The following is a 24,796-nucleotide window of genomic DNA, read 5'->3' on the forward strand; positions in this document are numbered from 1 at the left end:
AGAATTAAAGGGGTGTACAAATCTTATTTAATTTTTATATCAGAAAAATTATCTGCCGCAATTACGGTCGGAGATACAGAGTTTCCCTCCTGGAGATATTCGTTGAGTATTTTCAGTTTTTTCTTAAAGTGCTTGAATATCGGTTGGTTGCAATTATCAATTGATTCAAAAGTATTATTCAACGCTTCAATATCTTCTTTTTGAATCTTGCAAATGGAATTATCTCCCTGAAGCAAAGAAAAAATATTGAAGGTAGTTTGCGGCATAAAAAAAATAGCGGCTGATGTTTTTTTATTTTCAATTGCTTCTTTGAGATTTTTAAGAATTTCATTTACAGCAGTCTGTTGATTTTTATCAGTAATCAGCGGGCAAATGTTTTCTTCGATAAAGGATAATTCATCGTAAGAGTAGGCTTCGTCTTTTTGTATAATTGAGATTTTTCCGTTCATAGCTTTCTTATTTAAAATTATACTTCTACGCTGCCTTGACGCAACACTTTGACTTTACCATTTTCGAGCATGACGAGGGTAGATGGCAGGGCACCTTTTTTGTCGCCGTCATTGATAATCAGGTCAACCTCGTTCTTGAATTCACTGGAAATGGCGTCAGCTGTGTCCAGAACTGGCTGGCCGCTGCGGTTTACGCTGGTGCTGAATATTGGAGCCCCGCATTCGGTAATTATTTTTCTTAGCCATTCGTCACCAGGACAACGGAAGGCTACTGTGCCTGATTCAGGAATCGCTGTGGCAGCAAGTGGCGAGTCTTTTTTTATATGAACAATGATTGTGAGGGCGCCCGGCCATTTTGAAAGGAGTTCTGCTGGAAGGGCATCATCAGTATAAAGATGAATATCTTCTGGCTTTGCAATCAGTTGAATGAGCGGTTTTGTTTCTGCCCGCCCTTTGATAGTGCGGATTTTTGCATCGGTTTCGAAGTTTGAGGCTGCGTTTTTGAGATCAACGATTCCGCTGAAACCGTAAACTGTATCAGTTGGAATTATTACGATTCCACCGTTTTTGAGAGTGTTGGCGGTGGTCTTTATAGATTCTTGATCATTTTTATTTTTGATAAGGGTTTTCATGTACTTCATCCTCATGAGTCTTTGTCCACTTGTTGCCATCAAACTGATAAACAGCTTCTTCACAGTTTCCTTTCAAACCACTTCCCCAGAAATTATCAACACCGTGGCCTTCGAGATAACACATCATTCCTGCCAAAAGAGCTCCGTGAGCAACAATCATAATGCGTGAATCTGGCTGGCTGTTCTGAATCGGTTCGATAATAGTTTGAACAAATTTCTTTGTGCGGTCACAGACAGACTGGAAAGTTTCGCCGCCTTCTGGTGGAACATAGCTTCCCGGTTCTGTGAAAAAATATTTTCTTGGGTGGTCTGTGTTTATCCATTCATTATACGGAAGGCCTTCGAGTCCGCCAAAACTGATTTCTGTAAGAAGCTGATTTCTGATAATCGGATAAGTTTTGTGTCCACGGATAAGACATGCTGTTTCATAAGCGCGGATTAGCGGAGATGAATAAACGCAGTCAAAGTCTATACCAGAGTGGTCGAGGCGTTTTCCAAGTTCTGCTGCAAGTATGCGTCCGTTTTCGTTGAGTTCAATATCTTTTGCGCCCTGGAATTTTTTTTCTGCATTCCAGTCTGTTGTTCCGTGTCGTACTATATAGAGTTCCATATTAAATCCTAAAATCTTAATCTTCTTAAATGTGTAATTCTGCTTACCAAAAGGTTTTCAATGTCTTTTGTCGGTTCAATCTGAATACGCATAACTGCTTCGCCAGGTTGGCGGGAAATGCTGAGTGGTTTTCCGACAAGTGTGAAAAACTCTCCTTTTCCATCTGCAGCAGGAAGTCGGATTTCCATCATATCTTCTTCTTTTACTGCAGCTTCAATCAGATGTACTTTACCCGCAAAATCCATACCGTCAGCTTCTAAAATCTCCGTACGGATTGAAGCATTTTTAAGCTGTAATTCGGAAAGAATCAGTCTGCTTGAAATTCTGTGCTCGAGGCTTTCCTTCTGAGCTTTATCCATATCAAGTTTTTTAAGACTTGCCTTTAGTGCCTGAAGGATCTTTCCGGCTTCTGCAATTGAAGTTTTCTTTGATTCTGTTTTGCTGCGGGTTTCAAGAACCATTGGTTTCCGGCCCGGACGCAAAAGAGGGAAGCTTGTAAACTCTGATTTTGTTGTTGAAGTTTTTACATTGCCCATAAAATCAAGAGAACTTTCTTCAACAAATGTAGAAATGTCTGTACCGGCCGGAAGATTCAAAAGATAAATGCCGTCGGCCAGTTTTTCTTTTATGTATTTTCTGATGTTCGGATTATTTTCTGCAAATGAAATATTGTTGTCTGTCACTTTCAGAATATAACCGTAATAAAGTGTTGCAGAAGAATAGGAATTATACCATTCAGTTATATTTATTTTGAGGTTCTGAGGAATCTGATAATTAGAATAGCTTTCGAGACGTTCAAAAATACTGTCTGGTGAAAGTTCGTGATCAAAGCCTTCTGATACTGACTGTTTTGTTATTTCAAATTCAGTTACGACTCCACTTTTCTTTACGAGCATAAAATCTGTAAGAGGAAGCAACTGGCGGAGTGTAAGTCCCGGCATAAGAGTAACAGTGAAGGTTGAATCGATATTCAAAACTTTTGGTATAGAGTGATTGTTGAGCGGAGTTGAAACAACCTTTAATAATTCGTTCGAGCTTTTATAAAGTTCAACACCATCTCCAGTTTTTCCGATTTTCTGTAACAGTCCAAACTCCAGAGCGCAGTCAATCATCCGGTCTAAAAGTTCTGCATTCTGTTCTGGCTCTGCACCGGCTTCCTGTCGCGCAGCAGCAAGAATCTGACTGAATCTGCTTTTTCGTACAGATGTGGTTCCATCTTCAGTATAGGTACCGGCAAGGAATGCAAGACGTAGAATAGTTTCGAGAGTGCAGCCTGTTTCTGGTACAGAAGTAAGACAGTCAATCAATAACTGAGCTTCTTTTTTTAATCCATCTTTACTAAAGCGTGAAACAGCTGCGGCACATAAAAGTGCATACTGTTGAAGTTCCGGAAGCTCAGAAAATTTTTGAAGTCTGGAAATATCTATGACGTAGCAGGTTTCTTTTTCATCTTCATAAACCAGTGAAAGATTTACAAAGGCATTCATCAAAAGCTGAATGAGTTTTTCTTTTCCCGGGAAAATTTCAGAAAGTCGTTTCTGATCATTTTTTTTGATTGTTCCGTCTGATTTACATGAAATACCGCGGATACGGATATAAGTTATGAAAGCAGCAAGAAGATTTGGAGATAGGGTAAATACATCTTCAATTGAAGTAATTTCTGCTTTGTAATTCGGGAAAATCAAAGAAGCATCGAGATATGGAATAAGATTTTCACGAAGGAGTGGATTTATTTTTATATATTCTTTTTCTGAATATTGAGATTTTTCTTTATAGATTAAAAGACGTTCTGTAAGGTTTATGACTTCTGCATAGATTTCTGTAACTGAAGTTTCACCATGAAAAAAATCAGCAAGGCTTTCCTGTGAAGCGTTTGGAATCATTGAAATTGCAGTGAGCACTTTTATATCAAAAACATCAAGGAGAGTGAGAATACTTGTAAGATTTTCTTCTTTTCTTATAAAGCCGGCAAGCTGTTCTGTGAGTCGCTGTTTATTATATGGAGTTTTTATTTCTCCAAGATAGAGACGGACTGTATTAAAAAACTGTTTGTCTGGCAGGGAAGAAAAAGCTTCTTTCCAGCTGTTGATTTCATTTTCATTCATCTAAGTTAAGTTCTCCGTCGTATCTTACAATTTTATATTCATAGCCCTGTTCGGCAAGGAACTTCTGGCGGTTTGAACCGAATTCCTCTTCAACAGTGTTTCTGGTAATCAAAGTGAAAAAGCGCGACTTTCTTTCTTTTGGACGAAGAATACGACCGAGTCTCTGTGCTTCTTCCTGACGGCTTCCGAATGTTCCGCTTACCTGAATTGCAAGTGAAGCATCCGGCAAATCGATTGCAAAGTTTGCAACCTTAGACACAACAAGTACGCGGATTTTTCCTTCGCGGAAATCATTATATATGCGGTCACGTTCGGTGTTCGGTGTTTTTCCTGTGATTATAGGACAGCCCAGATCTTTTACAATTTCGTCCAGCTGCTGAAGGTACTGACCTATTACAAGAATTTTATCTTCAGGATGACTGTCAATAATTTTCCTAACTACCGGTAGTTTGTCAGGATTCATACTTGCGATTTTATGTTTTTCACGGACTCCTGCTACGGCATATTCAATTTCCTGAGTGGCAGGAAGGTCTATTCGAACTTCAATACATTCTGCACTTGCAATCCACTGGTCACGCTCAAGTTCTTTCCATGGAACATCATAACGTTTTGGTCCAACAAGACTGAATACATAACCTTCACAACCATCTTCACGAACAAGAGTTGCTGTAAGTCCAACACGGCGCACTGCCTGTAAATCTGCAACTACACGGAAAACCGGAGCCGGCAGCATGTGAACTTCGTCATAAATAATAAGCCCCCATGGACGTTCATGGAAAATAGAGAAGTGTGGGTAAGGACCTTCTTTGTCCGGTCTCCAGGTAAGAACCTGATAGGTTGCAACTGTTACCTGCTTAATTGTTTTTGATTCACCGGAGTATTCTGCAATCTGATCTGCAGTGAGATTTGTTTTATCAAGTAGCTCATCAATCCACTGATGAACTGCAGAAATATTAGTAGTAATTATCAGTGTTGATGTTTTGAGCATGTCCATAATTGTCATGCCTACGATAGTCTTACCGGCACCACAAGGAAGAACAATTGTTCCAAAACCTGTACCAGGGCCTTTATCTCCAACAAGGGCGTTTGCAGCTCCTTTCTGATATTCACGAATCTGAAGAGGACGACCTGCGCTTGTAGTTTCCCGTAAAGAAACATCAAGAGGCTCTCCATCAACTAATGCAACTTCATCTTTTACAGGCCAGCCAGCCTGAAGAAGCAGCTGTTTGATTGTACCGCGGTCTGTAAGTTTTAGCAGGAAGGAATGCTCAGGAGCTCCATTGTCTTCAAGTGTATTTGTGAGAAGTTTTTTTACAGAATGATTTGCACCAATCTCCTTAAAAACGGGAAGGCTGTCGGCAACAAGATATAAGAAGTGTTCAACTATTTTTTCAGCAGAACCTTCTTTTACAGGAACTTCAATATCAGGACCTGCAATAAGTTTAATCTTTCCAAAACGGCTTTCAGTTTCTTTAATCCAGGCAGTAACAGACTGAGGAACATCATAGCGTGCAAATTTCTGGAGAACTTCTACAGCGTCATCGGCAGAAAAACCCGCACTGGCAGCGTTCCAGAGAGAAAGGGGAGTAAGTCGGTATGTGTGAAGATGTTCCGGCGATTTTTCAAGCTCAGCAAATGGGATAAGTGCATTTCGGCATTCCTCAGCAAGAGGGGCATGTACATCCAGTAAAAGCGAGCGGTCGCCTTGAACAATCAACGGGTTTTCATAATTCATCGCAAACGAGAATTATATCAGAAATCGTTTTTTTATAGAATAAGAATGAAAAAAATAACTATTTCTTCACGTATTTTTCAACCAGTTTTGCCCATACTCGAACAGAGATAGAATTATTCAGATGTTTCTGAAGCCATGCAATGTAGCGTACAGAAAGCTTGTAGATTGAAACAGGCTTTCCCCGTCTTGCATCTTTGAGTGCTTTTGCGGCTACCTTGTCGGCAGTTGTGAGAAGCGGAAAGTGCACTTTTTTGCCGTTTAAGCTTTCGACAATAAGACCGGTTTTTATCCAGCCTGGGCAGACTGCAGTTACAATAATTCCTGAGTCTTTAAGTTCTTCACCGAGCGCTCGGGTATAACTGTAAACAAAAGCTTTAGTTGCAGCATAAAGGTTGATATATGGTAATGGGGAAAATGCTGATTGTGATGCAATATTTACAAGATGATTGCCTGCCTTCATATAAGGAATACAGATATTACAGATTGAAGCAATGGCAGTACAGTGACAGGTGATGCTGACATTCAGTTCTTCAGTTGAGAAATCTTTTGAAGGACCAAAACGTCCGGCACCGGCATTATTTATAAGCCAGCTGATTTCAATACCATCTGTTTCGTTTTCTGAATGCAGTTTTGAAGATAGAATATCAAAGGATTTTATGTCAGAAAGGTCCATCTGGAGCGGAATGATTTTTTCACCCTGTGAACCGTTTTCATTTTTCAGAGCTTCGAGTTTAGAAACATTGCGTCCAATAGCCCAAAGCTCATCAACCTCAGAAATAAGGCGGGAAACAAATTCTTTACCAAGACCGCCTGAAGCACCAGTAATAATTGCAATCTTTTTCATGCTTATATTGTTGCGCTTAACAGGCAGTCTGTAAAGATATTTATTAAAAGTTAGTTCAAAGCGAGATCGCCGTCTTTAATCCAGCCGATTTTGCGGAAAAGAAGTCCGAATGCCCAGCACAAAACTGCAGGAAGAACAAAGCAGATAAGTACAAGACCGAGCCAGTCAACGAAACCTGGCTGAATTGCAACTGCACCATGTCCAACAGCAACTTCACTTGGTTCGAACCAGCCTGTAATTACACCAATCTGGCCTACGAGACCACAGGTACCCATTCCAGAACTTACGGCAGCACCGTTCATTTCCATCTTAAAGAGACATGTAGCGATTGGACCTGTAATCATAGAAGTGAGGATTGGTGGAATCCATGTTTTTGGATTTTTGATGATATTAGGCATCTGGAGCATAGAAGTTCCAAGACCCTGACTCAAAATTCCACCCCAGCGGTTTTCGCGGAAGCTCAAAACTGCAAAACCAACCATCTGAGCACAGCAGCCTGCAACAGCAGCACCACCAGCAAGACCTGTGAGACCGAAAGCAGCACAAATAGCAGCAGAAGAGATTGGCAGAGTCAAAGCAATACCAACTACAGCTGATACAAGAATACCCATCCAGAACGGATGAAGTTTTGTAGTCCAAACGAGGAACTTACCAACTGAACTAGCTGCAGCACCAATGTACTTAGCAGTCAAAACTGTGAGCAAAGCACCAACAAGAATTGTAACAGCTGGAGTTACGATGATGTCCACCTTTGTCTTTTTGCTTACGAGACAGCCCATTTCTGCAGCTATGATTGCAATAAAGAGAACTGCGAGTGGGCCACCAGCACCACCAGTTACGTTAGCGGCACTTCCAACTGCTGCGAGAGAGAATAGAACGAGAGCTGGAACTCCCATTGCAAAACCAATACCGATTGCCATAGCGGCACCAACAACATGTGCGTCTGTTGCGAAGTTTCCAGCGTTTACGAGGAACTGGAAAACAGCATTCTGGTTCAGACGAAGAAGCTGCTGACCTAAAGTCTTAATAATTGTTCCAATCAACAGGGATGCAAAAAGTCCCTGAGCCATACCTGACATAGCGTCAATAAGATAACGCTTTGCGTACTTGTTCATAGCGGTTTTATCCTCCTGATAAAAACCGATAAACGGGCATGTCAAGGCTTTAAGCGTAGCGTGCCTTGACGTGACCGTATATCACGGTGATGTTAAAATAAATGAGAATTAGGTAATTGTGTGTAGTAAATTACTTGGTAGATGTGATACGCGGCGCGCCGTGGCGTCACCGGTAAAGCAGGACTCTATGGACTCTGACTATCCAGTCATCTCAAACGTAAAATCTTCGAATAAAATATCAGAAAAGTTGACGAGGTGCAATATGTGGTTTATACTAGATTTAGGCAACCGGTTGCCTAAAAACTATTTTTTCATATTTGCGGGTTCCTCCTGTATGTTGTCCTGCAGATTGAGATTTTTTGCCGACCTGGGAAAGCCGTATTCCTTTAGGTCGGCGTTTTTTTTGAGGGATTTATGGTCACTATATACGACATTGCTGAAGCTACTGGATATTCTGCACCTACTGTTTCAAAGGCCTTAAACGGGCTCGGCTCTCTAAGTGAGGAGACCAGACAGAGAATTATAAATAAGGCTAAAGAACTTGGTTATGAGCCGAATATTTCTGCCCGAACCCTTACAACCAAAAAATCCTATCTTATAGGCGTAGTTTATGATGATACAGGAATGAATAAAGGCTTTTCACATCCTTTGTTTTCTCCTGTTTTGAACCGGTTCCGAGAAAAAATAGAAGCTGCCGGTTATGATATTATATTCCTTTCACGTCATTTTAATATGACATATTTTTCACATGCAAATTTCCGTTGTATTGACGGTGTAATCATAATAAACCCTGCTACAAATAACGCTTCTGATTTTGATGATTTTATAAGAACAAATCTTCCAAGAGTTTCTACAAACACAATTTTTAAAGATATTTGTACGGTTATTACTGCAAACGAACAGGGTGGATACGCCGCTGCAGAGTATTTTATAAATCATGGACACAAAAAAATCGCATATATTTCAGCACCGGTGGATGGAATTTCTGCAGCTCCAACTGAGCGTTATGAAGGCTTTAAATCAGCTCTTAAAACCTATAATCTTTATGATGAAGAACTTTATGAATTAAGCGCAACCTGGGATAAAGAAAGTGCCTACGAAGCATTCGGCCGTCTCATAAAACGCCGAAAAGATATCACAGCCGTTTTTGTCACTAATGATCAGCTTGCTTTTGGTGTGTGTGATTATGCAAAAGATCATAATATAAAAATTCCGGAAGATATTTCAGTAATTGGTTTTGATGATGATTTTGCTGCAGAATACGCCGGCCTTACAACATTCAGACAGAGTGCAAATGAAATTGCAGAGATTTCTGCACAGATGATGCTGGATCAGATTGATGGAAAAACAGTCCCACCAATTATTCGCTGCCGTCCTGAGCTTATAGAACGTAATTCTGTAAAAACAATCAGAGGTTTCAGATTATTTTAATTGATTGATGGAGTAATTTAATTTGGCACAGAATTTGAAAATCAAAACCTTTGTGAATCAGAGAGCCTTTTCCTGTAATGTTTATGTCTGCTCAGCCGGGGAGTGCAGTTTTATTGTAGACCTCGGTTATTATGATTCTGAAATTGAAAATTACTTAAAGACAATTCCTCCTGTAAAATTTGTCCTGCAGACTCATGGACATTTTGATCACATAATGGGGGTAAATGCTTTTGCAGAAAAAAATCCTGGAGTTGAATATTACTGCTTTAATGATGAAATTGAGGTAATTACTAATTCAAGAAAGAATGGTTCAATTCTGGCTGGCACTTTCTATCAACCGAAGGTGAATTTTAAAACCCTTTCTGAAGGTAAAATAAATCTTTTTGGTTTTGATATTGATGTGATTCATACTCCAGGACATACAGCAGGAAGTTGTATGTTTTCACTTGAAAACGAAAAGGTTGTGTTTACCGGTGACACCTTAATTGAAACAAGCATAGGCCGTACCGACTTGCCAACCGGTAACGAAAATGATATTTATAATAGTCTTAAAAAAATAAAGGCGCTTACCTTTTCCGATGATACTGAATTTTATTTTGGTCATGGTGCCCCATTTAAATATGTTGAACTTATAAAATACAACAGTTTTCTCAGCTAGGAGGAGAAGCCAGTGCCATATAAACGACGTCGCGGAGACAGAAAAGACGGTAGATTGATTCGATCAATGGAGCCGATGTCCATATTTGCCTTGTATGTAATGGAAACCCGCAACGATGCAAATAATTATATTTCTGATGGTGTGGAACTGGATGCAATAGAATCCTATATTCATAAGAAACGTCAGGAAGGTTTTGACGGTTTTAATGTAATGTATGTTTTTGCTGCTGCATATGTACGAACTGTAAGTCAGAAACCAGGTATAAACCGCTTTGTTAATGGTTATCGTGTTTATGCAAGGAACAATATTGAAGTGAGCATGGCAGTAAAGAAAGCTCTTACAATGAATGCTCCTGAGACCATGATAAAGTTCTTCTTTAAGCCGGAAGATACAATCAATGATGTTTATAAACAGATGCATGATAAGATAACCGAATATCAGCAGCAGACAGATCCTGAAGATGCAAGCGACATGGATAAATTCCTTCGTTTGATTTTTAAGCTTCCACGCTGGATTTTGCGTTTAATGATGAAGTTTCTTTATCATCTTGATTATAATGGACATATTCCTCAGTCACTTCTGGATATGAGTCCTTTTCATGGTTCACTGGTAATGTCTTCTATGGGATCTCTGGGAATTCCTTCCGTATTTCATCATCTATATAATTTTGGAAATGTTCCAATGATAATTACATTCGCAACTAATCGGCATGAGAATGTAATTAAACGTGATGGAACAATTACCAAAAAGCATTTTCTGGATTATGTAATTACAACTGATGATAGAATTTGTGACGGACAGTATTATTCAGAAGCCCTGCACGAATTACACAAATATCTTAAAAATCCGGAATTACTTGAGCAGCCGCCTAAACAGGTTGTTGAGGATATTCCTTAATCCTTTGACTCCGCTAAGGAACCGTAGTCGGGCGGGTTCTCGGCGGCGGCAAGAGCCTGACTCGCGAGTGCCTGGCTTGCAAGATCAGCAATATAACTTGCCTCTGCTGCTTTTTCTTTTGTAGTGCCGGCGGCGCCGAGCGATAATCTCTGTAAATCTTTTTTCTCTTTGCGCTGGGCGTTGAGGTCACGGGCCTTAAGGAGAATGTCGGCAGCTTCAGCAGCCTTTACGTGCAGACACTGAGCAATAGCACTTTCTTCTGCTGCGGCCAGTGCTTCCAGAGTTATGAACTGGCGCTGTAGCTGCAATGCACGCTTTTCGCCAACACCCGGAAGTTCCAGGAAAATGGACTGAGTATTTTCTTTTGTTCGAAGTCTCTGGTTACGGCTTGTGGCAAAGCGGTGAGTCTCGTCTCGCACTCGCTGTAACAGGCGGAGTGCATCACTTCGTTTTGGAAGACAGATTGGCGTACTGTTTCCAGGAAGATAAATTTCTTCATCACGCTTAGCAAGACCTGCAACCGGAATATCCAGTCCAAGGGAATTTAAAATTTCTTCAACAGCATTTACCTGACCGATACCACCGTCTATAAGAATCAAATCAGGCAAATCTGTCTGTTCGTTTAAGAGTCTTGTGTAACGGCGTGAAACAGCCTCTTTCATGGAAGCAAAGTCATCTATTAAACCGTCTGTAGTCTTAAGACGGAAATAGCGGTAATTCTTTTTATCTGGATTTCCATTGTAAAAGCTTATCAGTGAAGCAACCGGCCACTTTCCGCCGATATGCGCAATATCAAAACCTTCAATACGGATTGGAAGAGTATCCAGTCCAAGTTTAAGTTTGAGTTCTTCCATTGCAGGAATATCGCCTCTGTCGCGAAGACGTCGGACAATATCTTCTTTCGCATTTTGTTTTGCCATCTGAAGGGCAGCAACATCACGTGGAAGATCATGAGAAGATACCATAATAACCTGTGAAGTAGCTTTTTTTTCTTCATGAAGCCAGCGGGCAATGTGATCAAACTCTTCGGTGGCAGGAATATAAATCTGCGGCGGAATGTTTACAGCATCATCATAGAAAACAGCCATAAACTCGGCAATTAAGTCATCATCATCGTTGAGAGATTCGGCGCGGTAGTTTTCACGACCGAGCAGTTTACCCTGGCGAATCTTAAGGACAGTAAAGCTTACAAGTTCGCCTTCACTGTGGTAAGCAATATAATCACGGTCATCCGCTTCAAAGCTTTCTACTATATTCTGATTCTGAAGAACCATGAGTGCTTTAATGCCATCACGTAAACGGGCAGCCTTTTCAAAGTCCAAAGCGGCGGCTGCAGCCTTCATTTCGGCATTCAGTGCGGCAACGGTTTCTTCACCTTTTCCCTCAAGTAGTCTTTTAATTTCACCGATGTATAAATTGTAGGACTCTTTAGAAATTTTACCACAACAGGGAGCGCGACATTGCTTCATGTGATAGTATAAACAAGGGGTATCCCGCTTACGGAGAGTTCTGCAATGACGAATCGGATACAGCTTGAAGATAGTTTCAAGAAAAGTTTCGAGAGCCGTTACATCAGGAAATGGTCCAAAATAGGTTGAGCCATCCTGGAGAATGCGGCGGGTCTTAAAAATCTTAGGATAATCCTCGTTGGTAATTCTGAGAACCGGGTACGATTTTCCGTCCTTCAGACAAATGTTGTAACGGGGATTGTATTTTTTAATAAGGTTGTTTTCCAGCAGCAGAGCTTCATACTCATTTGCTGTTGTGATGTATTCAATAGAGTTGGCGTGGGAGATTAAAAGCCTTGTTTTTACGCTCTGTTGTCCAGAAAAATAGGAAGACAGGCGGCTCTTAAGGCTCTTTGCTTTTCCCACATAAATTACGGTGTTTTCTGCGTTTCGCCACAGGTAAACACCACTAGATTGAGGAGCTTTCAGAGCTGTTTCGTGTAGAACCTCGCGGATTGTTGCGGGTTTTCCACCGGTAGTTTTGGCTGTCATGTTATGTTAGGAAATTGTATCAAAAAAAGACTTCTTATTATAGCGGTTTCGGCTGTGATGTGTGCCTGTGGCGTGGCTGAACTTTTTGCTAAGGAATATGTACTTGGTGGAAAAGGCGGCTGGCCTGTTTTTCAGCAGCAGGAAAATATTACTACTGGAAAAGGTCGTTATGGCTATGACTGTATTCAGCTCGCTTCTAACTCTTTTGTATTTGATGAATATACAGATTTACTTATAGATTTTGAAGATGCTCAGATGCCGATTTCTAACGGCGACTATACTATCAACAGAAATAATTTCCAGCTTACAAATCAGACAAAAAATGAAAAAGCTGCAGGTCTCAGTCGAAATATGGGTGGTCTCAGCATTTCCGGACAGCCGGGAAGTTTCTTTGGATCTGAAGGTTTGATGGGTTCATTCTCAATTGAATTCTGGCTTTGTCCTTCAATTGCAGAAAATGGTGAAATAGTTTTGAACTGGGAATCTTCTCGAAATGAAGACGGACGGCTTGCATTCCAGGTTATAAGCGGTACTTTTGATAAAGGTCATCTGCGCTGGGAATTGAACAATATTTTTGATTTATATGTGAATGAAGCTGGCCGTAATGAAGTTAAACTGAAAGGCTCTTCAAAAATCATACCTGATGTCTGGAGCTATCATGTACTGTCGTTTGATTGTGAGACGGGTATTCTTGAATATATAGTTAACGGAATTACAGAAGACCTTACATATATAACAACAACCCGTTCAGAAGGCGGAGATGTAAGTCTTGTTTATCTTGGAACTCCTTCTGAACTCGCAATCTGTTCGGAATATACAGGAAAGATAGATGATTTCAGAATCCTTCGTCGTCCTTATACTCCACCAGATTTCCAGTCAGCAGAAAATGCTGGAAGAGTTGGACATACACAGTATCTCCCAAGTGGCGGCCGTTTTGTAACTAAGCCTATTATGGTTTCTACAGGTTCTGTATTAAATAAGCTTGAAGCAGAAATGAATGTTCCTACTCAGACAGAAGTATGCTATTACGTGCGTTCTGGAGAAAACTTTTATGGCTGGAACGAAGAATATCCTGAATGGAAGCCTGTAGAAAGTGGAGAGGAACTTACAGGAATTACAGGCCTTTATTTCCAGGTTGCAGTTGAACTTATGCCTGATGGAAACGGTGAACAGACACCTGCAATTACAACTATTAAACTTGATTTTACAGAACTACCTGAGCCATTGCCTCCGTTTATTGTAAAGGCAGTTGCTGGTAACGGTAGTGTTACAGTTTCATGGAATTACTCTGTAGATGATACAGCCGGCGGTTATTATCTTTATTATGGAACCCGTCCCGGAGAATATCTTGGAAGAATTGCAATAGAAGGTGAATCACCAATCAATGTTGGAAATACAAGCTCGTTTACAGTTACAGGATTGGAAAACGGTAAAATATACTATTTTGCGGTGGCAGCCTGGTCAGCGCTGGATATGAGGGTAGTCGGAAATCTTTCTAAGGAAGTTTTCGCAAGACCATTGGCACGGTTAAAGTAGGGAAGGGAGAAGGTATATGGCAAACAGTTTAAATTTAGCAAAGGCACAGAATGCAATTACAGCTCATGACTGGACAACTGCAGCAAGGCTGTATAAGGAGATGCTGCGTGGAGATGAAGGAAATGTAGAATATCTTCAGCAGCTTGGAAGCATTTATGTGCGTGCCGGTCAGGATGAAAAAGCAATTCCTTATTATGAGCAGATAATTACCGTGAATCCAGAAAATACCGATGCTATGGTCAGCCTTGGAGGAATCTTCCGCCGTCTTAAGCGCTATGAGGATTCTGTAAACATTCTGCATAAAGCTCAGGAAAGTTCTGCTAATAATCCATCAGTAAATTACAGCATTGGATTTACTTACAAAGAGATGGGCGCTTATGATGATGCCATTGATGCCTTTGAATCTGTTATTTCCCGAAATCCTGATGATGTTCTTGCCCATAATCATCTTGGTGCCATTTATTTTGCCAAAAAAGATTATAATACCGCAATCGCAACATATAAGCGTGGACTTCAGGTAGATCAGAATCATCCTATTTTGAATTACAATCTTGCTCACGTTTATGAAGATATTAAAAACTTTCCTGAAGCAGTGCGCTGTTATGAAACGGCCCTTAAAACTCGTCCGGGCTGGCTCGAAGCAATCCGTGATTTTAGTGAACTTCTCATAAGATGTCAGGAAACAAAACAGGCTCAGGAACTTGTTGAGCAGTCAATTAAGCTGCATCCGGATGATGTAGATCTGCTATGTATTCTTGGACGAATCTATCTGAATCAGTTTGATTATGACAATGCAACTAAAACTTTTAAGCGTGCAGAAAGTTTAAAGAATAACGACATCAACATTCTGCTGGGACTTTCTAAATCTCTCGAAAAGGGAATGAAGATTGAACCTGCAATGGAAAAGATTGTAGATGCAGTTGGTATTGAGCCGGAAAATCTTGATGTTTGTAAGCAGTATTCTCATGTGCTGCTTTCTGCACAGCGCTATGACAAAGCTCTTGATGTAATTAAAAAGATTGATGAAAAGAGCGACGGAAAAGACCTTCAGATTCTCGATCTTTACGGTCAGTATTTTGTTTGTCGTGGAGATGAAGAAGCTGCTGAAACATATTTCAATAAAATCAGAAAAATCAATCACCACTATAAGGATTATATGATTAACGCTGCCGACCGTTATATTCAGACTGGCAATTATGAAAAGGCAGAAGAAATGGCTAATAAGTTTGTTGAAAGTCGTCCGAATATGCCGGAAGGTTATAATCTACTTGGAACTATCAGTACAGCCCGCGGTGAATTGAATAAAGCAAAAGCTGAATATGAAAAAGGCCTGTCTTTAAAGAATCCGAATATATATGCAGTTAAGCAGCTTGAAAAGATTCATTCAGAAATGGAAGCAAATAAAGAAATCTATAATGATGAAGAAATGCCAATCGCTGTAGATGCTGATACACTTCCAGAGGAAGAAGGCGGAAATCTTACAGAGAGTGGAAGTCTTATAGATAACGATGAAAATACTGCAGACCAGGTTGATGCACTTTTATCGAGCGGTAGTGATGAGGAAGATGAACTTCCTGATATCGGCAGCCTCGAAGCAACTCCTCCTATTGAACAGGCGCTTTCTGGCGAGGACGGAGAGTTCTGGGAAGATTTTGATGATGATCCTGATGCTGTAAACAAACCTCTTATTGATGAGGAAGATGAAGCATATGATGAAAATTCTGAAGATTCAGATCTGATGTCAATGATGACTCCTGATGCAGCAGAAACTGGAAACGACTTGAAGAGCGGACTTTCAGAAGATGCTGGAGATTTTGATTTTGGTGATTTTGAGGACGGCGGTATCGTTGATCAGGAAGAAGAAACTGCAGCAGAGCCGGAAGCTTCAGAAGTTTCAGAAGCTGAACCAGAAATCCCAGAATCAAAAGCAGAAACTTCTGTGCCTGTTGCAGGAAATCCTGTGGTAAGTCCTGAGGCTCCAGCAGCTGAATCTGAACAGCCGATGTTCGAACCTGACAGCAGTGTTGTTGAGCCTGAGTTTGCTGAGCATAGCGCTTCATCTCCGATCTCTATGCCTGAAGCACAGCAGATGATGCAGGATCTAAAAAATCAGCAGAAAGAACTTGAACTCCAGCAGAGAGAGCTTGCACTTCAGCAGAAAGAACTTGCTGATGAACTTAAGCAGGAAAATGAAAAGATGATACAACAGACTGTAGAAAAGGCCGTTGAAGAAGCTGTGGAAGAAAAACTTTCCGCTTATGATTTACAGCCGGAACCTGTAGCTGATGAGACAGTCGTAGAGGAACCTTTTGTTGAAGAGCCTGTTTTTGATGAAACCGTAACTGCAGAAGAGCCAGTTGTTGAAAATGAGCCGGTTGTTGAGGAAGATGCTGTTGTTGAGAACGAACCGGTTTTTGAAGAATCGGCGATTGATGATTCTGTAGAAGAACCTGTGTTTGAAGAAGAATCAGTTGACGAGGATCCAATTGTTGAAGAATCTGATGCTGAGAATGAACCAATTTTTGAAGATTCGATAATTGAAGAAGAAAGTGTTGACGAAACGCCTGTTGTAGACGAAACTATAGAGGACGATATGGATATACTTACCAGTGACCCATTTGTAACTGTAGATGAAATGTCTTCTCTTTTTGGTGATGATTTTTACCAGAGCCCTGCTCCGGTAATTGAAGAATCAAATGATGAACCATTAAGTGATGAAAATTTTGTTACAGCTGATGATATGATTGATAAAATTGGCCGCATCCTCAACGATGACGAGATGAAGAAATCTTGTTCTGCTGAGCTCGAACTGTTTAAAACTCTTCGTACCCTTGCCGGCTTCCTGCCGGAAAAGGAAAAGAACTCGTTCGACTGCTGCCGTATGCGAATGGTTATCGAGTACATCATTCAGAAGATGTCTGGAAAACCTGGACTTCTTATTACAGCAGAGTCACTTATTAAGTCCGGAGTTCTCGGCGAAGAATACAACCGCCAGCTCGAAGACTGCTGCGATGAAGAATTAAGTAACGATCTTATCCGTCATGTAATCACAGATATGAAAAAACTTGCACAGGGCCTTGAAGACAGGGAGCTGTGCAATGCGTTGTGCGTAAGTGCCGATGGTATACTTGAGCAGATAGCTCTTATAGACCAGAAGGTTGCTATATTTTAATCGATTCTGATAATTCTTGAATGAGTAATTACCTCATTGCCGTCTTCGGTGATGAGGACATCATTTTCGAGCCGGGTACCACCGATTTCAACATCGTAGAGGCCCGGTTCACATGTTAAAATCATACCAGGCTTAAAAAGCATTTCCGGTGTAGCGCGCAGATTTACGCGTGGCAGCTCATGAATTTCCAGACCAACTGCATGACCAAGGCCGTGAGGCATTTTACGTTTTGCCGCAGCGAATACAGCATCACATTTCTTAGCAGCGTCGATGATAGGGCGGCCAGGTTTATATAACTTGAGCGCTTCATCATAAGCCTTCTGTACAAGATCCAGCTGTTTTTCCTGTTCCTTTGTTAATGGACCTTTTGCAATAGTCAGAGTTGTGTCACTGGTGTAGCCGTTATATACAACACCAAAATCAAGAATAGAAAGTCCCTGTGCAGGCCATTCTGCGGCAGTGTATCCAGGGAATGCATGAATTGCAAAACTTCGTGAAGGGCCTGCAGCGAGAGTATCAAAACCAGTTCTCTGACAGCCGTGCTCACGGAGACGTCTTTCAATCAAAAGAGCAACATCAGTTTCTGTTTTGATTTTTCCCTTTATAACCTGCTTTTCAATTTCATCGATTATAAGGTCGCCGATACGGGCAGCTTCCTTTGTACATTCAATTTCGTATTCGTCTTTAATCATGCGGCAATCAACTACGAACTTGTGAATGCCGTCTTCCTTACAGCGGCAGTCATAGTTTTCAAGCGCATCAATAAATTTGAGATAATCAGGATAAGTAAGGTAAGGAGGAAGTTCAACCTTGCTGTTTTCTCCATGTGTATAGCAGGCATTAAGAATTGCCTTTACAGCATCTTTTGCTTCATTCTTATAGCGCATGAATGGAACGAGCTTGTCATAGAATGCATTCTGCTTTGCAAGATTTTCATCCCAGGCAATAAGAACGCTGTAGCCGTCGCTGAAAATTACGAGAACAGCATCGTTTGCATGATTTGTGTAGTAAGCAACTGCAGGATCGCGGTGTTCCTCGCTGTCTACAAAAACACAGGCTCCGGTTTCAGTTTCGCGGAGTTTTGCAGCAAGAACGTTGCGGCGTGCTTTGTAGATTTCTTTCAGTTCTTCTTTAGAATATTCTTTCATTTTTTCACCTTCTTCAAAATAACGCTGATAACTTCATCTCTTGTAATAATCAATTCGAGTACACCTATAGTCGCAAAAAGTAAAGCAGAAATAAGAACAGGTGCACCGTATGCAATGAGATTTCCGTGACCATCAAATATACCGCACAAAGCCTTGTGTGCAAAGTAGGTCGGCACAGAGGCAATCACAGAAAGTACGCACATCTTAAGCGCATAAAGCAGAGTGCCCCGTGAAAGTCTGCCAACTTCAATCGCTTCCATTTTTTTCATAAAGATAAAAAGGAAAACTGTGTTTAAAAGACTCGCAAGGCTGAGTGCCAATGCAATTCCGTTTCCACCCATTGGTTTTGAAAGTATAAAAACCAGCAGAATATTTGAGACGAAATTTATAAGTCCTGCAATAGTAGGAAGCTTTGGTTTTTTCTGTGCATAGAAGGCCGGTGCCATAATTCGGTTAAGTGCAATAAAAAGCAGTCCCAGAATATGAAAGCGGAAAATACCCAGCGTCATAATTACAGATTCATCATCAAACTGATTTCGTTTATATAGCAGTGAAATCAGTTCTCGGCCGGAAATCAGAGAGTAGGCTGTAATTGGAATGGAAATCAGAGTCATAATTTTGATTGCCTGAAGCAGCATTGAATTAAACTGAGTCCAGTCTTTTTTATTTGCAAAACCAGAAAGATCAGGAAGGATTACAGTTCCGATTGAAACTGCAAAAATTCCGAGAATCAGTTCCTGAAGACGGATGCTGTACTGAAGGCTCGAAGCAATTCCTGGGCCTACGCGTTTTGCGAGTGCTGTAGAAACTGTGTCATTAAGCTGATAGGCTGCAATACCGACAATTGTTGGTGCAAGCAGAGCCATAACCTTTCTTGTTCCCGGATTTGTAAAAGCCTTTTTCAGCGAAGCAAGTCCAACTTTCCAGCCTGTTTTGTATACAAAAGGCCACTGGAATACAGCCTGTACAGAACCTCCGATAATTGTACCGATTGCCATAGAACGGGCTGAATTCGAAGTATGAGGAGCGAGAATATAAGTTGAAAGAACTACAATTCCGTTGAACATAACCGGAGTAAAGCCGGAAGGTGCGAAAATTCCACAGGTATTTAAAACGCCCTGGAAGAAGGCTGCAACAGAAATCAAGAAAAGGTATGGGAACATTATTCTTGTGAGCACGGTAGTTTCATCGAACTCAAGAAGGTAATATTCCATTTTTGCAGCAAAATCAGCTACATCTGGATTTGGCGCCTTACAGAAAATCGGGATGATAAATGGAGCAAAAAGAATTCCAAGGCTAACAACACAGGCTGTCATAAAGGTTACAAGAGTCAGTGTAGCATTAAGAAATTCCTGGGTTGTCTTTTTATTTTCGAGGGTATCTTCCTGTGCAAGATAATCTTTAAAGGTTGGAATAAAGGCAACTGATATTGCGTTTTCAGCAAACAGCTTTCGGAACAGGTTAGGAAGCATAAATGCAACAGAAAAACTGTCTGCATAAAGTCCGGTACCGAGAAAAGACGCCTTTGTCATTTCGCGGATAAGTCCCATTATGCGGGAAGCAAAAGTCATGAGGGTAAGAAGCAGCCCGGATTTTACAATAGATTTAGATTTTTTTTCACTCATGGAACCATTTTAAAAAAATTGCGTTTTTTATTCAATTCATTTTATTTTGTAGTTGGAGAAGACAATAAAGGCAGCAGAACAGAGGTAAATTTTGAATCGGTGGTGCCAGGAACCCCTGTGAAAATTTTAAGCAAGTAATTGAGACTTTCTGCCGATAATAGAAGATATGGAAGAGGAAAAATTTAGGCAGGAGCTGCAAACGGCTCTTAGTCAGAAACAGGAATGGTATAACTCAGAGTGTTTACAGGAAATGCTAAGTCAGTATCGACTTCTGCATACCTGTGTTCATAATTTGTATGAGAACTTTGTAAAAAAGTCTTTGATTGTACCTGACCCGTATCGTCTTGATAAAAAGATTTCCAGTATCGTTGTACCAGACTCAACTCCTTTTGCAGAAAGCGATATCCCAAATATTTTCGGAGAACGCTTTTCAGATTATGAAACCATGCTGGATTACATCTGTACCTACTTTCGTTTTTCAACAGAATCTTTCACTCTCCAGAATGTAAAAAAACTGCTCGATTTTAATAAGGTCTTTGAATGGGATGACCTTTCTATGAACAACGCAAAAATGAATACAAGAGCGCTGGCTATTACTGTTAATGGTGCTAAAAACGGAGCTCCAAGTGTTGTTCAGAGTATGATTAACGACAGCGTTGCAAAAAGCGCGCAGGCATCAAAAACTATTGAAAAGATGCTTACAGAACTCGGTGTTTTCCAGCGGGAGCTTTATAAGGGTGGTCTTCGAAAAGATTTATTTGAGCATCCTGATTTTGATAAGGCAAAAGCTGCTGAGTCTGCAGAAGGTGAGCTTTCAGAAATTAAGAGACTCTATTCAAAAGTAACAGGAAAAAAGAATTTTTATAATGATCTTGTAAATGAAATTATAGAAGAAGATCATGGTCCTGATAAAGAAAGAAAACAGGCTGCCGTATTAGAGAAACTTGCAATTAAGAATGCAGCAAAAACAGCTGCTAAGAAAAAGACTGGTCCAGATACAAAAGAAATGCTTATGCAGACAGTACTTGCACTTGGAGCAACGGCACCTACTTTAATTCAATTGCATACAAAACTTACAGACAATTTTGATGTGCTTTATACACGTAAAGCAAACTTCTGGAATAAGTTTATGGCTTTGCTTAGAAAAGCCTTTAATCTTAAAGAAAAAGAAAGAATCTGCCAGCTTCCTGTAAAGGATTCAAAAACTGGTGTTGAACGAGTTCAAAAACTTAATGTCAGTGATTTCCTTTCAGATCTTGCAAAGAAAGAACGTATATATAATGGAATTGCTGCAAAGGGAAATGAATATCAGAAAATTGAATCCGTTCAGGAAGATATGATTTTAAGCTTTGTAAATAAACAGATTTCTGAGCTTCAGTCAAAATTTGTCATAATAAATTCTCTTGATGCATATTTCAAAAAGGAAGTTCAGAATGAATTAAAAGCCCATGTAAAGGGAATGCAGATTGAACTTTCTGCCTTGCGCAATTCCATAATAAATGCTAATAAGAAACGCAGTGATTATGTTTCTTATAAAGAAGAATCAGAACAAATGCAGAAATTAGGAATATCAAATAATGCTTAAAAAAATCAGAAAATGTGCTGCAGCGTTTTTATTTGCCGCACTTATTATATCTCCATGTTTTGCCCAGAATAATTCTGAAGAAAAATCTGAAGGACATGGAGAACTTACTCCAGAAGAACTGCTTGAACTTGAAAATGAAGAACAGCGTGCTGCTGAACAGAAGGAAAAATTACCACAGGAACTTCAGCAGAATTTTATAATCGTTGAGTCTGTTCGCGTTCATGAACTTAATCCACAGATTACAAATTACTCAAGTGATTCACAGCTTTTAAACGGCCTTTATGAAGGACTCTTTACAATCAGTCCTATTTCGCTTGAGCCTCAGTATGCAATCGCAAAAGAGTTTAAGATTTCCCGTGATAAAAAGCGCTGGACAATTACCCTGCGTGATGATGCCTGTTTCAGTAATGGCGAAAAGATTACCGCCGAAAGTGTTCGTGACAGCTGGCTTCGTATGCTTGCAAATCCTGCAGCTCCTTATTCTTCTCTGTTTGATATTGTACGCGGTGCCGAAGCTTTCCGTAACGGACAGGGAAATTATGATGAAGTAGGCATTTATGCAACTGCAGAAAATGTGCTTTCTATCTATCTGAATACACCTGCTAACTATCTTCCAAAAATTCTCTGTCATACCGCCTTTTCAATTACTCACAGTAACCCGGAAGTTTACAGCGGTGCCTACGAACTTGAGATTATAGCCGACCGTAAATATATCCTGAAGAAAAATCCTTATTACTGGGATCACGAAAAAGTTACTCTTGAACGCATTACTTTTGTTCAGTCAGAAAATGCAGATGATAATACTTACTATTTTAATACCGGCGCGGTAGATTGGGTTACTGCTCAGGTAAATCAGATGAAACTTCTTGATCTTTCTGCAATTCAGGTAAATGCTTCGTTTGGAACTGGATTCCTGTATTTTAAGATGAGTTCTAAAAAGCCTGCAGAAAGCAAGTGTTCTACGGTCTGGGATTATCCTGAATTCAGAAATGCTTTGCTCGAGGCTTTTCCGTGGAATCATATGCATAAAAAATATCTGATTCCTGCAACTACACTTGTTTATCCGCTTTCTGGTTATCCTCAGATAGATGGTTTTGATTATACTGATGCAATTGAAGCTTCTATGAGAATGAAGGATGCCCGTGCAAAATACGGTGTTTCACAGGAAGAAATAATTCCTCTTGTGATGCACGTTTTTGAAAACGAGTTTACAGAAGAAGATGAAAAGCTTTTGAGGGAATCTTTTGATCCTCTTGGAATTGAACTTGAAATCAGAAAAATACCTTCATATCAGTATTATGCATCTATAGGTTCTGCAGATGCAGATATTTTTGTTACTTCATGGATTGGAGATTTTGCTGACCCTCTGGCCTTCCTGGAACTTTTCCGTGGTGGTTCTACAATGAATGAATCTGGCTGGAAGAATGAACACTTTGATAAACTTCTGGAACAGGCTGCCACTGCAGATGAAACAGAGAGAATGAAACTCCTTGGTCAGGCAGAAACAATCCTTCTTGATGATGGAATGGTGATGCCGCTTTATCGCTCTGTTTCTTCGAATATTGTAGATGTAAAGGAAGTAGGCGGCTGGTACGTAAATGCCTTCGATATTCATCCGCTTAAGTATCTGTATAAAAAACAGCCTAAGTTCAATTCTGAAAATATTGTTATGAAATAATTGAAAATCGCTTTGAATTTTTTTATAATTACGATGGTGGTTTACCCTTCGACTCCGCTCAGGGACCGAAGAATAACCACCATATTTTTTTTGCATTCAATTTTTAGGAGATATCAATGGTAATTCTTACATTGAACTGCGGATCATCATCTGCAAAGTACCAGGTTTATGACTGGGACAACAAAGAAGTAATGGCTAACGGTGTTGTAGAACGCATCGGTATTGAAGGAAGCTGCATTACTCACAAGGCTAAGGGACAGAAAACAGAAATCGAAAGTCCTTGTCCAACTCACAAAGAAGCAATCGAACTTATTATTAAAGAAATCACAGATCCAGAAGTTGGTGTAATTAAATCTATGGACGAAATTGGAGCTGTAGGTCACCGCGTACTTCATGGTGGCGAAAAGTTCACAAAGTCTGTACTTATCACTCCAGAGGTTCTCGACGGATTCCGCGAGGTAGTAGACCTCGGACCTCTCCACATGCCAGCTAACATCATGGGTATTGAAGCTGCTCAGAAGGTAATGCCAAACGTTCCTCACTCAGCTATCATGGATACAGCATGGCACCAGACAATGCCGGAAGAAACTTTCCAGTACGCTATTCCACGCGAATGGTATGAGAAGTACGCTGCCCGCCGCTACGGTTTCCACGGAACTTCATTCCTTTACACAGCAAAACGCGCTGCAGTTCTCCTTGGAAAAGATCCAAAAGACTGCAACCTTATCATCTGCCACATTGGAAACGGTTCTTCTATGTGTGCTGTTAAGAACGGCGTTTGCTACGATACAACAATGGGTATTACTCCTCTTGAAGGTCTTGTAATGGGAACTCGTTCCGGAGACCTCGACCCAGCTCTTCCTTTCTACATCATGAGAAAAACTGGAATGTCTGCTGACGAAATGGACAAGGCACTCAACAAGAAGTGTGGTTGTCTTGGTATTACAGGAAAATATTCAGACCGCCGCGATATCGAAATCGACGCCGCAAAGGGCGACAAGCTCTGCCAGCTTTCTATCGAAATGGAAGCTCTCCGCATTAAGAAGTACATCGGTGCTTTCATGGCAGAACTCGGACACGTAGATGCTATCGTATGGACTGCAGGTGTTGGAGAACGCGGACCAATCACTCGTATGAAGGCTTGTTCAGGTCTTGAAAACTACGGTATCAAAATTGATGCACAGCGCAACGAATGGTCATTCACAGGTAACGCTGAAACATACATCCACGCTGATGATTCAAAGACAAAGATTTTCGTTATCCCAACAGACGAAGAGCTCGTAATGACAGAAGATGCTTACGCTCTTATGAAGGGAACTTACGATGTTCATACAAACTTCAAGTACAGCTTCCAGGATCCTAACTATGTAAACAAGGCTCGCGAGGAAGGCTTGAAGGGTGACCTCGTTAAGAGACCAAACATTGCTAAGATTCTTGCACGCGATTTGTTGAAGTAATTTATCTGCATTATTAGCAAAATCAATCCTTATATATGTGTCCCCGTAATCTTGTTTACGGGGATTTTTTTATTTAAAAAAATTTTTTACTTAATTCTTTCCCTGTTGTATAATTAAAT

The 24,796-nt window shown here is 40.5% G+C and carries 18 protein-coding genes; 8 read left to right on the forward strand and 10 right to left on the reverse strand.

What is annotated here, in order from left to right:
• Nucleotides 1-23 precede the first annotated feature (23 nt).
• Genes BMY21_RS11620 through BMY21_RS11650 form a run of 7 tightly spaced genes read right to left on the reverse strand, consistent with a single transcriptional unit; the run spans nt 24 to nt 7,490 of the window.
• Nucleotides 24-449: a hypothetical protein gene (locus tag BMY21_RS11620; RefSeq protein WP_074644408.1), complete on the reverse strand. Its 426-nt coding sequence runs from the start codon at nt 447-449 to the stop codon at nt 24-26.
• 17 nt (nt 450-466) lie between these two features.
• The gene (locus BMY21_RS11625; RefSeq protein WP_074644411.1) at nt 467-1,081 is read right to left on the reverse strand and encodes an L-threonylcarbamoyladenylate synthase; all 615 of its coding nucleotides are present in this window, start codon (nt 1,079-1,081) and stop codon (nt 467-469) included.
• Nucleotides 1,059-1,691 carry a histidine phosphatase family protein gene (locus BMY21_RS11630; protein ID WP_074644414.1) on the reverse strand — a complete coding sequence of 211 codons (633 nt, stop codon included), beginning with the start codon at nt 1,689-1,691 and terminating at the stop codon, nt 1,059-1,061. Before BMY21_RS11630 ends, BMY21_RS11625 begins: the two co-directional genes overlap by 23 nt.
• Nucleotides 1,692-1,699: 8 nt before the next feature.
• Nucleotides 1,700-3,796 carry a helicase-associated domain-containing protein gene (locus tag BMY21_RS11635; RefSeq protein ID WP_074644416.1) on the reverse strand — a complete coding sequence of 699 codons (2,097 nt, stop codon included), beginning with the start codon at nt 3,794-3,796 and terminating at the stop codon, nt 1,700-1,702.
• Nucleotides 3,789-5,531 (reverse strand): DNA repair helicase XPB, encoded by a 1,743-nt coding sequence (locus BMY21_RS11640; RefSeq protein WP_074644419.1) that lies wholly within the window; start codon nt 5,529-5,531, stop codon nt 3,789-3,791. The genes BMY21_RS11635 and BMY21_RS11640 overlap by 8 nt, the downstream gene beginning before the upstream one ends.
• 58 nt (nt 5,532-5,589) lie before the next feature.
• Nucleotides 5,590-6,375, reverse strand: a complete 786-nt coding sequence (locus tag BMY21_RS11645) for an SDR family NAD(P)-dependent oxidoreductase (protein WP_083379849.1) — start codon at nt 6,373-6,375, stop codon at nt 5,590-5,592.
• A gap of 50 nt (nt 6,376-6,425) precedes the next feature.
• Nucleotides 6,426-7,490, reverse strand: coding sequence for a PTS sugar transporter subunit IIC (locus BMY21_RS11650; protein ID WP_074644425.1), 1,065 nt, complete (start codon nt 7,488-7,490; stop codon nt 6,426-6,428).
• 414 nt (nt 7,491-7,904) lie between these two features.
• Between BMY21_RS11650 and BMY21_RS11655 the strand changes: the two genes are divergently transcribed.
• Genes BMY21_RS11655 through BMY21_RS11665 form a run of 3 tightly spaced genes read left to right on the forward strand, consistent with a single transcriptional unit; the run spans nt 7,905 to nt 10,476 of the window.
• On the forward strand, nt 7,905-8,921 hold the full coding sequence (locus tag BMY21_RS11655; RefSeq protein WP_074644427.1) for a LacI family DNA-binding transcriptional regulator: 1,017 nt from the start codon (nt 7,905-7,907) through the stop codon (nt 8,919-8,921).
• Nucleotides 8,922-8,943: 22 nt separating this feature from the next.
• The gene (locus BMY21_RS11660; protein ID WP_074644429.1) at nt 8,944-9,579 is read left to right on the forward strand and encodes an MBL fold metallo-hydrolase; all 636 of its coding nucleotides are present in this window, start codon (nt 8,944-8,946) and stop codon (nt 9,577-9,579) included.
• Between the two features lie 12 nt (nt 9,580-9,591).
• Nucleotides 9,592-10,476 carry a 2-oxo acid dehydrogenase subunit E2 gene (locus BMY21_RS11665; protein ID WP_074644432.1) on the forward strand — a complete coding sequence of 295 codons (885 nt, stop codon included), beginning with the start codon at nt 9,592-9,594 and terminating at the stop codon, nt 10,474-10,476.
• Here BMY21_RS11665 and uvrC read toward each other — a convergent pair.
• Nucleotides 10,473-12,476: an excinuclease ABC subunit UvrC gene (uvrC, locus tag BMY21_RS11670; RefSeq protein ID WP_074644434.1), complete on the reverse strand. Its 2,004-nt coding sequence runs from the start codon at nt 12,474-12,476 to the stop codon at nt 10,473-10,475. The genes BMY21_RS11665 and uvrC overlap by 4 nt on opposite strands.
• 3 nt (nt 12,477-12,479) lie before the next feature.
• Here uvrC and BMY21_RS11675 point away from each other — a divergent pair, with 3 nt between their 5' ends.
• The gene (locus BMY21_RS11675) at nt 12,480-14,012 is read left to right on the forward strand and encodes a LamG-like jellyroll fold domain-containing protein (RefSeq protein WP_074644437.1); all 1,533 of its coding nucleotides are present in this window, start codon (nt 12,480-12,482) and stop codon (nt 14,010-14,012) included.
• 16 nt (nt 14,013-14,028) lie between these two features.
• Complete coding sequence (locus tag BMY21_RS11680; protein WP_074644438.1) at nt 14,029-17,184, forward strand: tetratricopeptide repeat protein; 3,156 nt, start codon at nt 14,029-14,031, stop codon at nt 17,182-17,184.
• Here BMY21_RS11680 and BMY21_RS11685 read toward each other — a convergent pair.
• Entirely contained in the window at nt 17,181-18,332 is a 1,152-nt protein-coding gene (locus BMY21_RS11685) for a M24 family metallopeptidase (RefSeq protein WP_074644441.1), read from the reverse strand. The two genes, BMY21_RS11680 and BMY21_RS11685, sit on opposite strands and share 4 nt — an antisense overlap.
• The gene (murJ, locus tag BMY21_RS11690; RefSeq protein ID WP_074644443.1) at nt 18,329-19,957 is read right to left on the reverse strand and encodes a murein biosynthesis integral membrane protein MurJ; all 1,629 of its coding nucleotides are present in this window, start codon (nt 19,955-19,957) and stop codon (nt 18,329-18,331) included. The genes BMY21_RS11685 and murJ overlap by 4 nt, the downstream gene beginning before the upstream one ends.
• Nucleotides 19,958-20,123: 166 nt before the next feature.
• Here murJ and BMY21_RS11695 point away from each other — a divergent pair, with 166 nt between their 5' ends.
• From BMY21_RS11695 to BMY21_RS11705, 3 genes are all read left to right on the forward strand, one after another.
• The gene (locus BMY21_RS11695) at nt 20,124-21,542 is read left to right on the forward strand and encodes a TP0584 family protein (protein WP_074644446.1); all 1,419 of its coding nucleotides are present in this window, start codon (nt 20,124-20,126) and stop codon (nt 21,540-21,542) included.
• Nucleotides 21,535-23,220: a peptide ABC transporter substrate-binding protein gene (locus BMY21_RS11700; RefSeq protein WP_074644448.1), complete on the forward strand. Its 1,686-nt coding sequence runs from the start codon at nt 21,535-21,537 to the stop codon at nt 23,218-23,220. Before BMY21_RS11695 ends, BMY21_RS11700 begins: the two co-directional genes overlap by 8 nt.
• Nucleotides 23,221-23,336: 116 nt before the next feature.
• Complete coding sequence (locus tag BMY21_RS11705) at nt 23,337-24,677, forward strand: acetate kinase (protein WP_074644450.1); 1,341 nt, start codon at nt 23,337-23,339, stop codon at nt 24,675-24,677.
• Nucleotides 24,678-24,796 lie beyond the last annotated feature (119 nt).

This window comes from Treponema bryantii, from assembly GCF_900111035.1.
Classification (GTDB): Bacteria; Spirochaetota; Spirochaetia; order Treponematales; family Treponemataceae; genus Treponema_D; species Treponema_D bryantii_C.

Coding starts and splice junctions, on each gene's coding strand:
- uvrC (WP_074644434.1), bottom strand. CDS start 12,476: ATGACAGCCAAAACTACCGGTGGAAAACCCGCAACAATCCGCGAGGTT.
- BMY21_RS11680 (WP_074644438.1), top strand. CDS start 14,029: ATGGCAAACAGTTTAAATTTAGCAAAGGCACAGAATGCAATTACAGCT.
- BMY21_RS11625 (WP_074644411.1), bottom strand. CDS start 1,081: ATGAAAACCCTTATCAAAAATAAAAATGATCAAGAATCTATAAAGACC.
- BMY21_RS11620 (WP_074644408.1), bottom strand. CDS start 449: ATGAACGGAAAAATCTCAATTATACAAAAAGACGAAGCCTACTCTTAC.
- BMY21_RS11675 (WP_074644437.1), top strand. CDS start 12,480: ATGTTAGGAAATTGTATCAAAAAAAGACTTCTTATTATAGCGGTTTCG.
- BMY21_RS11630 (WP_074644414.1), bottom strand. CDS start 1,691: ATGGAACTCTATATAGTACGACACGGAACAACAGACTGGAATGCAGAA.
- BMY21_RS11700 (WP_074644448.1), top strand. CDS start 21,535: ATGCTTAAAAAAATCAGAAAATGTGCTGCAGCGTTTTTATTTGCCGCA.
- BMY21_RS11655 (WP_074644427.1), top strand. CDS start 7,905: ATGGTCACTATATACGACATTGCTGAAGCTACTGGATATTCTGCACCT.
- BMY21_RS11695 (WP_074644446.1), top strand. CDS start 20,124: ATGGAAGAGGAAAAATTTAGGCAGGAGCTGCAAACGGCTCTTAGTCAG.
- BMY21_RS11705 (WP_074644450.1), top strand. CDS start 23,337: ATGGTAATTCTTACATTGAACTGCGGATCATCATCTGCAAAGTACCAG.
- BMY21_RS11640 (WP_074644419.1), bottom strand. CDS start 5,531: ATGAATTATGAAAACCCGTTGATTGTTCAAGGCGACCGCTCGCTTTTA.
- BMY21_RS11635 (WP_074644416.1), bottom strand. CDS start 3,796: ATGAATGAAAATGAAATCAACAGCTGGAAAGAAGCTTTTTCTTCCCTG.
- BMY21_RS11650 (WP_074644425.1), bottom strand. CDS start 7,490: ATGAACAAGTACGCAAAGCGTTATCTTATTGACGCTATGTCAGGTATG.
- BMY21_RS11685 (WP_074644441.1), bottom strand. CDS start 18,332: ATGAAAGAATATTCTAAAGAAGAACTGAAAGAAATCTACAAAGCACGC.
- murJ (WP_074644443.1), bottom strand. CDS start 19,957: ATGAGTGAAAAAAAATCTAAATCTATTGTAAAATCCGGGCTGCTTCTT.
- BMY21_RS11645 (WP_083379849.1), bottom strand. CDS start 6,375: ATGAAAAAGATTGCAATTATTACTGGTGCTTCAGGCGGTCTTGGTAAA.